At 63.1% G+C, this 8,854-nt stretch carries 13 protein-coding genes; 6 read left to right on the top strand and 7 right to left on the bottom strand.

The features are described from left to right. From G3N97_RS40050 to G3N97_RS33475, 3 genes are all read left to right on the top strand, one after another. Positions 1–695: RHS repeat-associated core domain-containing protein (locus tag G3N97_RS40050; protein ID WP_277397831.1), on the top strand; the 695-nt coding region annotated here is incomplete at its 5' end. An 11-nt stretch (positions 696–706) separates the two neighbouring features. Beyond that, the gene (locus tag G3N97_RS33480; protein WP_205997179.1) at positions 707–1,171 is read left to right on the top strand and encodes a hypothetical protein; all 465 of its coding nucleotides are present in this window, start codon (positions 707–709) and stop codon (positions 1,169–1,171) included. Between the two features lies 1 nt (position 1,172). After that, positions 1,173–1,427 (top strand): PAAR domain-containing protein, encoded by a 255-nt coding sequence (locus G3N97_RS33475; protein WP_205997178.1) that lies wholly within the window; start codon positions 1,173–1,175, stop codon positions 1,425–1,427. Between the two features lie 61 nt (positions 1,428–1,488). Here the strand turns inward: G3N97_RS33475 and G3N97_RS39790 are convergent, their stop codons facing one another. Continuing rightward, positions 1,489–1,905 (bottom strand): hypothetical protein, encoded by a 417-nt coding sequence (locus G3N97_RS39790; protein WP_241030997.1) that lies wholly within the window; start codon positions 1,903–1,905, stop codon positions 1,489–1,491. On the opposite strand from G3N97_RS39790, the gene G3N97_RS39785 reads away from it, so the two are divergent. Next, entirely contained in the window at positions 1,892–2,215 is a 324-nt protein-coding gene (locus G3N97_RS39785; protein ID WP_241030996.1) for a hypothetical protein, read from the top strand. The two genes, G3N97_RS39790 and G3N97_RS39785, sit on opposite strands and share 14 nt — an antisense overlap. On the opposite strand, the gene G3N97_RS39780 is transcribed toward G3N97_RS39785, so the two are convergent. Both G3N97_RS39780 and G3N97_RS33465 read right to left on the bottom strand, forming a co-directional pair. Then, entirely contained in the window at positions 2,212–2,412 is a 201-nt protein-coding gene (locus tag G3N97_RS39780) for a hypothetical protein (RefSeq protein WP_241030995.1), read from the bottom strand. The genes G3N97_RS39785 and G3N97_RS39780 overlap by 4 nt on opposite strands. Before the next feature lie 334 nt (positions 2,413–2,746). Beyond that, a complete protein-coding gene (locus G3N97_RS33465; protein ID WP_205997177.1) occupies positions 2,747–3,142 on the bottom strand; it encodes a transposase in 396 nt (131 codons plus the stop codon). 167 nt (positions 3,143–3,309) lie between these two features. Here G3N97_RS33465 and G3N97_RS33460 point away from each other — a divergent pair, with 167 nt between their 5' ends. Then, entirely contained in the window at positions 3,310–4,164 is an 855-nt protein-coding gene (locus G3N97_RS33460; protein ID WP_205997176.1) for a DUF72 domain-containing protein, read from the top strand. 24 nt (positions 4,165–4,188) lie between these two features. On the opposite strand, the gene G3N97_RS33455 is transcribed toward G3N97_RS33460, so the two are convergent. The 3 genes from G3N97_RS33455 to G3N97_RS33445 form a co-directional block, all read right to left on the bottom strand. Further along, positions 4,189–4,839 carry a TetR/AcrR family transcriptional regulator gene (locus G3N97_RS33455; protein ID WP_205997175.1) on the bottom strand — a complete coding sequence of 217 codons (651 nt, stop codon included), beginning with the start codon at positions 4,837–4,839 and terminating at the stop codon, positions 4,189–4,191. Between the two features lie 166 nt (positions 4,840–5,005). After that, the gene (locus tag G3N97_RS33450; RefSeq protein ID WP_205997174.1) at positions 5,006–6,550 is read right to left on the bottom strand and encodes an RNA polymerase factor sigma-54; all 1,545 of its coding nucleotides are present in this window, start codon (positions 6,548–6,550) and stop codon (positions 5,006–5,008) included. Positions 6,551–6,661: 111 nt separating this feature from the next. After that, complete coding sequence (locus tag G3N97_RS33445) at positions 6,662–6,946, bottom strand: hypothetical protein (protein WP_205997173.1); 285 nt, start codon at positions 6,944–6,946, stop codon at positions 6,662–6,664. Between G3N97_RS33445 and G3N97_RS33440 the strand changes: the two genes are divergently transcribed. After that, positions 6,945–7,289, top strand: coding sequence for a BON domain-containing protein (locus G3N97_RS33440; RefSeq protein WP_205997172.1), 345 nt, complete (start codon positions 6,945–6,947; stop codon positions 7,287–7,289). The two genes, G3N97_RS33445 and G3N97_RS33440, sit on opposite strands and share 2 nt — an antisense overlap. A 101-nt stretch (positions 7,290–7,390) precedes the next feature. On the opposite strand, the gene G3N97_RS33435 is transcribed toward G3N97_RS33440, so the two are convergent. Further along, positions 7,391–8,437, bottom strand: a complete 1,047-nt coding sequence (locus G3N97_RS33435; RefSeq protein WP_205997171.1) for an aldo/keto reductase — start codon at positions 8,435–8,437, stop codon at positions 7,391–7,393. Positions 8,438–8,854 lie beyond the last annotated feature (417 nt).

The following is an 8,854-nucleotide window of genomic DNA, read 5'->3' as shown; positions in this document are numbered from 1 at the left end:
TCAGCGCCTACGGCAAGACGCGGCGCTATCTGAAGCATGAGATCGATAACCCGATCCGCTTTCCGGGCCAGTATTTCGATGCTGAATCGGGTCTGCACTACAACCGTTTCCGGTATTACGATCCGCAGGCGGGCCGCTATGTAAATCAGGATCCGATTGGGCTCATTGGTGGCATGAATTGCTATGCTTATGCGCACAACCGTCCTTTAGGAGGCATTGATCCGGTCGGGCTTGCATCGATTGCAGTTGGAGCGGAAGCCGGTGCTGCCGCTGGGACAGCGGTATTCCCAGGATTGGGAACTGCTGTCGGTGGAGTTCTTGGCGCAATTGCAGGGCTTGGTGTATTCGTCTGGATGGCATCGTCGTTAAATACCGACAATGCCGGCAACAAAGTAAGTCCGATAGTAGATACGCTGCAACCGCCTGGAAACTGTGGCCCAGAGGAGCAACGAAGACTTCAAGACGAGGTGGACAGAGCGTGTAAGCAAAAGCGTAGTTGCGCAGGAATAAACCGAATGAACAACCCCGTTGAGATTGAGGCTCTAAGGGCAACGAACCGAGAATGCGCGCAAGCAAGAGATTTGATAAATAAGAAGTGCTTTGCTGGCGGGGATAAAGTACATCGAGATCAAGCGCTTGATGCATGGGGGAACGTTGCAAAGTGCGACGCTCGACTAATGAACGTTGGGAAATAGGAGACGTAGATATGAACGTCGATTTTTCGGCCTTCCCAAATGAGAAGTATCCCGAGCATGAGGCTATAACGAGTAGATCGGGAATTGAGTCTTCTGACGTGGACACTTTTTTTCGAGGTAGACGTCGATGGGATATTACAGCCCGTCAATTGAACGAAGAATACAAGCATGATCCTTCGGCGTGTCTTGGTTTCATGACGCCAGGCGCGTTTTCATTTTTTGCTCCTCTATATCTAAGGATGATGTTGCAGGGGAGTGAGCTTTATGGTGCTTTTCCTGACTCAGTGCTCAACGAATTTCATAGATTGGTAGCCGATCATGACAGTAGTAGGTTGGATGTCATGCTCGAAAAATATTCAAAGAAACAATGGGCTGTCGTCGTTGAGTCTTTGGTCTCTATATGCAATCGTGAAGAATGGAATTGCTTCCATGAATTGGTAACTTCCACGTTAGACGGACTTCGCAGGAAGCTTTGATATGCAATCTCCAGCCGCAACACTCGGAGCATTAACAACCCACGGCGGCGCAGTCGTAACCACCGTCCCGTGCGTCACGATAGGCGGCATTCCTGCCGCCCGCGTGGGTGACATGATGACGTGCCCTATGCATGGTCCCGCCGTCATTACGCGCGGCGGCATGGGGACGATTGATGGCCGCAGGATCGCGCACCACGGCAGTAGTACGTCGTGTGGCGCAACACTTGTCGTTGCTGGCGGTGGCCCGACTGTCTAGCGCAGCGCCGCTCCGTACAGCCAACACGTCTTCGACTTGTGTGTCAAGGGAGCGGAAATGTTTAAACAGCCTTTTTGCTGGCGGCGAGTTCTACGACGTTCGGCCCGGCCGGTCCTGCGTTTGCGTACCGCGCCCAGGCTTCCACGAGCTTGCGGCGTTTGACGACCAAATCGCCTCGTGCGTGAGCGGCTTCGCTCTTGTCCTTGATGCCGTGCGCCAGCGCCGCTTCGATGACCTCGCGTGGGAGGTGCGTCGTCTCGCCGCTCCAATCTCTAAAAGTCGAACGAAGGCCATAACTGGTCAAATCGGCGCGGCCCATGCGCTTGAGAACCGCCAGCAATGCCATGTTTGACAGCGGCTTGTCCGGTTTGCGAGGTGAGTGAAATAGCCAGTCGCTCTTGCTTTCGGCCCACGCGACGTTGACGATCGACACGGCGGCAGGCGACAGCGGCACCCGATGTTCCTTGCCCATTTTCATGCGCTCGGCGGAGCACGACCCATACACACGCTGTCAGGTCGAATTCGTCGCGACGCGCACCAATGATTTCGCCGGTACGGGCAGCCGTGAGAATGAGAAGTTCGAGCGCTCGCGCTGCCGTGCCGGGCTGCTGCTTCAGTTCAGCGATGAATGCGCCCAGTTCGGCATAGGGCAAGGCCGGATGATGTTCGACCTTTTGAACCTCGGAGCGTTGCGGCAGCAACTTGTCCAGATGACCGCGCCAACGAGCCGGATTGTCGCCGGTACGGTAACCGCGCACTGTCGCCCAATCCAGCACCAGTTCAATTAGGCCGTCGCGCTTTCTGCGAACGTCATGCCTTTCGCCATCTCGACCTTTGCAGCTGCGCGCTCGCCCTTGCGGGCGTCGAGCGGATCGACTCTGTCGAGTAGCTGGCGGCGGCATTCGAGCGCGCGAGTGCGCGCGTAAGCCGGTCCGACGGTATGCAGCGGCCCCAGACCCATATAGCGGGCGCGGCCCTGGCGCATGTAGCGGAGCAGCTAGGATTTGACGCCCGCTTTGGTGATCTGGAGATACAAGCCATTGCCGTCGCAGTAGTCGCCCGCTTCGGCTGTGCGATTGACGAATGCCTGGGTAAGCCGGTTCACTGCCTTTGCCATGATATCCAACCCACGATCGACCCACAAAAGTATAGCGGATTCGCGAGGATTGGCACGGTATGTTGCGACGTGAAATATTGACGTAATTCCCGCCAGCATTGGCTTTGGTGGATTGATGCGGATTGTTCCGGTATTGTTTTAGGCGGACTCCTCATCCGCCTGAGACAGGCGACGGCCAGTGGACGACGGCCGCCCCGCCGCATCACGTGCGCGCGACCGGCCAGCGCAGCGAAAAGGCTAGCGGAAACCGAGGCGCCTTGCGCCCGGCGGGCGCGCGCCACGGCTGCATGCGCGCGCTCATGGCCGCACACATCGCGAGGCCTTCTTCGCCGTAGAGATGCGACATGGCCTGTTGCACGAGGCCCGCGTCGAACCAGAGCTTGAAGCGGCGATGGCAGGTGCGGAAGTCCGGGTAATGCTCGGGCAGCTTCGCCCACACGGAACCGGTCGTGAGCACCCAGACGATGCCTTCGAACACGGCGCGCGAGCTATGCGCGGGACGACCGCGACGCGGGCCGCTGGAGCGGATTTCATGGAAGAGCGGCTCGACGCTGCGCCATTGCGCGTCGGTCAGCTCTGAAGTAGGACGAGACTGCATCTGATATTCCAAGTGAGGTTTGTCTGACACACACCGACTAAATTAGCCTCACTCCATCCCAGAAAATATCGGACTATGCCTAAAACGCTCCGAAGATCTGCCAGTGAATCCGCCCTGCGGCGAGCGCGCCAAATCGCCGCTGCCCGCGCTCGAACACGGACGAAACCATGACACGCTCCCCTGCGACAGCCCGCACGACCTCACGCAAGAAAACGGGACGCATCCGCGTCGGGATCGGCGGATGGATCTTCGCGCCGTGGCGCGGCACGTTCTATCCGGACGGACTCGCGCAGCGCCTCGAACTCGACTACGCGAGCCGCCACCTCACCTCAATCGAAATCAATTCGACGTACTACGGCGCGCAGCGTCCCACGAGCTTCGCGCGCTGGCGCGACGAAACGCCCGACGACTTCGTGTTCGCACTGAAAGGCCCGCGTTTCGCCATGAACCGGCGCGTGCTCGCGGAAGCCGGCGCGTCGATCGAGCGCTTTCTGACGGGCGGCCTGCTCGAACTCGGCGACAAACTCGGCCCGATCAACTGGCAGTTGATGCCGACCAAACGCTTCGAGCCCGACGACTACGCGCGCTTTCTCGAACTGCTGCCCGCGCAGGTCGAAGGCCGTGCGCTGCGGCACGCGCTCGAAGTGCGGCACGAGAGTTTCTGCACGCCGGAGTTCGTCGCGCTCGCGCGCAGTCGCAACGCGGCGATCGTGATGTCGGGCGATTCCGACTATCCGCAGATCGCCGATGCGAGCGCGCCCTTCGTCTACGCGCGCATCATGGGCACGCAGGCGAAACACCGGCACGGCTACGCGAACGCCGACCTCGACCGCTGGGCCGATCGCGCGATCGCGTGGGCGCAAGGCGAGACGCCCGACGATCTCGACACCTACGCGACACCGCTCAAGGCGAAAACGGGCCGCGACGTGTTTCTCTACGTCATTAGCGGCCACAAGGCGCACAATCCCGCCGCCGCGATTGCGCTCATCGAGCGGCTGCGCGAGCGCGGCGCGAATGCCTGAGACCGCGTCGCTCAACGTCCGGCGTCACAAGCCGTCACCCGCGCGCTCCGAACACGACAGATAGCCGACCACCGCATGCGTCGCGCGCGCTTCGAGCGCGGCGGCGTCGGTTTCGCCGCGCGCGCCTGCGCCGTCGACCATGCCGCGCACGATCGCGTAGACGTCGTGCGCGGCCGTGTGAGGATCGGGCAGACGCGGCGCGTCGGGCAGCGCAAACGCGTACATCAGCGTGGCATGCAGACGCTCGCCCACGCGCGCATCGCGCTCGCCGAGCGGCAGGCGCTCTTCCTCGAAGTCGAGCACGCGCGCGAGCACGGGCCGCCGCATCTGGTGCGCCACCGATGCGCGAATCAGTTCGCGCATGGCCGCCTCGCAGCTCGACGACGCGCTCGCGCGGTCCAGCGCCGCGAGCAACGGCGCGCTCTCGCGGTCGATCAGCGCGACCGTGAGTGCGTCGCGGTTCGGAAAGTATTGATAGAGCGAGCCGACGCTCACGCCCGCGCGTTCGGCGATGGCGTTGGTCGTGTAGCCGCCGAGTCCGCGCGTTTCGAGCAGACGCGCGGCGGCTTCGAGAATCGCGTCGACGGTTGCCGCCGAGCGGCGCTGCCTCGGTTGCTTGCGAGCGTCGAGCGGCGTGGGGCGACGACGTGCGCCGCCGCGTGGCGTGGTGGTCATGGTGATCGGCAAGTCCGTGCGAGCGTTAAAAACTGAGCATTCGCTCGCATTCTAACCAGGCTCGTCCATCGCCCGACGTCTACGATCGTCCACGAGCGGCACGCAAAAAAACGGCGGCGGATCGCTCCGCCGCCGCTGTGTCGAAATCGTTCGACGCGGACGCCGCTTAAATCTGCCGACGCATTTCCGCCGCAGGCAGCTTCATCATCTGCCGGTACTTGGTCACGGTGCGGCGCGCCACCTGCACGCCCTGCTTTTCGAGTTCCTGCGTCAGCACGACGTCCGACAGCGGATCCTTCGGATTTTCCGCGTCGATCATTTCCTTGATCAGCGCGCGCACCGCCGCCGCCGAGCACGTGCCGCCCGTGCGCGTTTCCAGCTCGCGCGGGAAGAAGCGCTTGAATTCGAAGATGCCGCGCGGCGTGGCCATGTACTTGTTGCCCGTGGCGCGCGAAACCGTCGATTCGTGCAGGCCGAGTTCGTCGGCGACATCGCGCAGCAGCATCGGACGCAGCGCGATTTCACCGTACTGGAAGAACGCCTTCTGACGCGCGACGATACATTCGCCCACGCGCAGAATCGTCTCGCAGCGCTTGTGCGCATTGCGGATCAGCCAGCGCGCTTCCTGCAATTGCTGCGCGAGCGGCGAGCGGCTCGTCTGGTCGGAACGCGCGAACATTTCGGCGTAGAGCTTGTGGATGCGCGCGCGCGGCTCGATCGCCGGATTCACGCTCACGACCCACTTGCCGCGCACCTGACGCACGATCACGTCCGGCACCACGTAGCCGCCGTCGGCGCGACCGTAGTGGTTGCCCGGCTTCGGATCGAGGCGGCGCACCAGCGCCGTCGCGGCCTGGAGCGCCTGCGCATCGCAGCCGAGCTGGCGTTGCAGCTCGCCGTTTTCGCGGCGCGCGAGGCGTTCGAGATGCTGCGTGACGATCTGCAGCGCGAGATCGCGATGCGGCGTGTCTTCGGGCATCGCTTCGAGTTGCAGCGACAGACATTCGGACAGCGAACGCGCGCCGATGCCGGGGCGATCGAGCGTCTGCACGACGCGCAGCGCCACGCGCAGGCGGTCTTCGTCGAGCGCTTCGCCGATGTCTTCGAAATCGGTCAGTTCGGACAGTTCCTGGCGCAGATAGCCGTCGTCGTCGAGCGCTTCGATGACGATCTGGGCCGCCGCGCGGTCGAGGTCGTCGAGCGGCGACAGACGCAGCGAGTCATGCAGTTGCTCACGCAGCGAGAGCGGCACGCGCACCCAGTCGGAGGCGTCGGAATCGCCATCTTCCGAGCCACGGTAATTCGACGAGGTGCGCATCGCGCCCGTCGACGGCATGTCGGCGGAATACGAGGCGCCGTCGTCCGGGTAGCCGGAGTTGTCGTCGCCGTAGCTGGCGGGTTCGTCGTTGTAGCTCGATGCGTCTTGCGGCATCGGGGATTCCATGCCGCCGTCCATGCCGCCTTCCGGCATCTCGGCCACGGCCGTGGGCGCATCGGCTGCGGCGCCGATGCCCGCCGCGCCGTCGGCGGCCTCGGCGGCTTCGCCGGTTTCCGTCGCGGGCGGAACGTATTCGAGGAACGGATTGGTGTCGAGCGCTTCACGCAGCTCCTGCTGGAATTCGAGCGACGAGAGCTGCAGCAGACGCACAGCCTGCTGGAGGCGCGGCGTCAGCGCCAGATGCTGGCGCGTTTGTAACGCGATGGAAGGCATGGCGGTCCCGTTCTTGAAATGAGTTGAGCGTTGGCCTTCCTGATGCAACACCCATGCCAGTTTTTACAAGCGCTTGTTTTCAAACAGGATCGCGACTTGCGGCAGCGCAAATCAACGGACAAATTCCAGTGCGCCACCGACGTTTTTACAATGACCCGGAAAAATTGCGTGCCCGATTAGCGTCGGATTGATGCGCCATCTTCCTGCCATTTTCGCGACAGGAAGCCCTCCGACGATTTCCGCGCCATCGCTCAGAAATCGGCTCGATTCCCGCTCCGGTCCCAGATAGTGCGCCTTCCGCGCCGTTCGCCAGCCCCATTTTTCAGATTTTTTGCGCAGCGCGGCACGGACCTTGCGGTGACAGTCGTCGGATACAACCAGAAAAGGAGAAACCATGAACCGCATTCCTCTGCTCAAGACCGCCGCAGGCGTCGCCTGCATGACCTTCGCGCTCGTGGCGGGCGCCCAGACGAACAGCGCGGCCACCGCGCCGGCCAGCTCGGAAAGCGTGGGCCAGCACGTCGACGACGCCACCATCACGACCAAGGTGAAGGCCGAGCTGCTCGGCGCGAAGAACGTGAAGTCGGAGCACATTCACGTGAAGACGCGTAAGGGCATCGTTTCGCTGACCGGCACCGTGCCGACCGCCGAAGACCGCGACAACGCCAAGCAGGTCGTGGAAGGCGTGTCGGGCGTGAGCTCGGTGAAGAACCACTTGAAGATCGTCGCGGCGCAGTAATCGCGCTGAAGTCACGCTAACTGCCGCTGAGAGGCCGTCCGCGCCGCGTTCTCACGAACGCGCGCGCGGGCGGCCTTTCTTTTTCTGACGGCTCAATCGCCTCAATCGCGCGCGGCCTGCTTCAGCTGCTCGCGGCGCGCGTCGCCCTGACGCGCGAGCATCCAGCCCGGATACTCGGCGGGCAAGCCGCTGACATCGTCGAGAATCGCCAGTTCTTCCGCGCTGAGCTTGACCTTCGTGGCGGCCACGTTGTCGTCGAGCTGATCCGTGCGTTTCGCGCCGATGATCACCGTCGTCACCGCGCGCTGATGCAGCAGCCACGCCAGCGCGATCTGCGCCACCGACACGCCCTTTTGCTCCGCGATCGGCCGCATCGCATCGATGCAATCCCACGCGCGCTCGCGCTCCACCGGCGGAAAATCGAAAGTCGTGCGGCGGCTGCCCGCTTCGCCCTGCTTGTCGCGGCCATATTTGCCGCTCAGCAGGCCGCCCGCAAGCGGGCTCCACACCATCAGCCCGAGTCCTTCGCTCGCGAGCATCGGCACGATTTCGCGTTCGAGATCGCGGCCCGCGATCGTGTAATACGCCTGCAAGGACTGAAACTGCGCGAGCCCGTGATGATGCGCGATGCCGAGCGCCTTCACGATCTGCCACGCCGCCCAGTTCGAGACGCCCACATAACGCACGTGGCCGTGCTGCACGAGCGTGTCGAGCGCGCGCACGGTTTCCTCGATCGGCGTGGCCGGGTCGAAACCGTGAATCTGATAGAGGTCGATGTGGTCGAGCTGCAGGCGCTTAAGGCTTGCTTTCACGCCTTCCATGATGTGATAGCGCGTCGCGCCGCGCTGGTTCGGCGACGGACCCATTTCGCCGAGCACCTTGGTCGCGATCACGACCTGATCGCGCACGACCTTGAGGTTCTTGAGCGCCTGTCCCGTGATCTGCTCGGAAACGCCTTGCGAGTAGACGTCGGCGGTATCGATGAAGTTGATGCCCGCGTCGAGCGCGCGGCCGACGAGGCGTTCGGCGTCGGCCTGTTGCAGATCGCCGATCTGGTTCCAGATGCCGGCGCCGCCTCCGAACGTCATGGTGCCAAGACATAGTTCGGACACGAACAGGCCGGTGCGGCCCAGAGGATTCAATCGCATGGTGGAACTCCTGATGACACTTGCGGGGTCGAGGAAACGTCCAACGGGGCGAGGATACTGCGTTCGCGCGCCGCGTGCCGGAAGCGGGCGCGACGCCGGCACGCGCGACCGAAACCTGCCAGACTGGCGTGACGCTTTGGACAACTTCATCGAGCAACGTCTGCAGACAGCTTCGACACGCGGCGCGCGCCCGCGACATCCGGCGCGACGCCTGGAAATTCGCACGCCTGGAAATTCGCGTAACGCGCCCTCATCTTCGTGCGCATGAACCCGCCTTCGACCGCCTCGTTCCGTGCCGACCCGCCGGTGAAGCCGCGCCGCCGCCGCGCCGCGTCCGGCGACGACGCGCTCGCGCAATTCCATCCGGCCGTGGCCGGCTGGTTCCGGCGCAGCTTCGACGCGCCCACGGCCGCGCAA

This window comes from Paraburkholderia sp. Ac-20347, assembly GCF_017104805.1.
GTDB classification, from domain to species: Bacteria; Pseudomonadota; Gammaproteobacteria; order Burkholderiales; family Burkholderiaceae; genus Paraburkholderia; species Paraburkholderia tropica.
This window is presented reverse-complemented; position numbering and strand designations above follow the sequence as displayed.

Excerpts from the sequence above, each read along its gene's own strand:
- G3N97_RS33455 (WP_205997175.1), bottom strand. The coding sequence starts at position 4,839 with ATGACCACCACGCCACGCGGCGGCGCACGTCGTCGCCCCACGCCGCTC.
- G3N97_RS33475 (WP_205997178.1), top strand. The coding sequence starts at position 1,173 with ATGCAATCTCCAGCCGCAACACTCGGAGCATTAACAACCCACGGCGGC.
- G3N97_RS33440 (WP_205997172.1), top strand. The coding sequence starts at position 6,945 with ATGAACCGCATTCCTCTGCTCAAGACCGCCGCAGGCGTCGCCTGCATG.
- G3N97_RS33460 (WP_205997176.1), top strand. The coding sequence starts at position 3,310 with ATGACACGCTCCCCTGCGACAGCCCGCACGACCTCACGCAAGAAAACG.
- G3N97_RS39780 (WP_241030995.1), bottom strand. The coding sequence starts at position 2,412 with ATGCGCCAGGGCCGCGCCCGCTATATGGGTCTGGGGCCGCTGCATACC.
- G3N97_RS39790 (WP_241030997.1), bottom strand. The coding sequence starts at position 1,905 with ATGAAAATGGGCAAGGAACATCGGGTGCCGCTGTCGCCTGCCGCCGTG.
- G3N97_RS33435 (WP_205997171.1), bottom strand. The coding sequence starts at position 8,437 with ATGCGATTGAATCCTCTGGGCCGCACCGGCCTGTTCGTGTCCGAACTA.
- G3N97_RS33450 (WP_205997174.1), bottom strand. The coding sequence starts at position 6,550 with ATGCCTTCCATCGCGTTACAAACGCGCCAGCATCTGGCGCTGACGCCG.
- G3N97_RS33480 (WP_205997179.1), top strand. The coding sequence starts at position 707 with ATGAACGTCGATTTTTCGGCCTTCCCAAATGAGAAGTATCCCGAGCAT.
- G3N97_RS33465 (WP_205997177.1), bottom strand. The coding sequence starts at position 3,142 with ATGCAGTCTCGTCCTACTTCAGAGCTGACCGACGCGCAATGGCGCAGC.
- G3N97_RS33445 (WP_205997173.1), bottom strand. The coding sequence starts at position 6,946 with ATGGTTTCTCCTTTTCTGGTTGTATCCGACGACTGTCACCGCAAGGTC.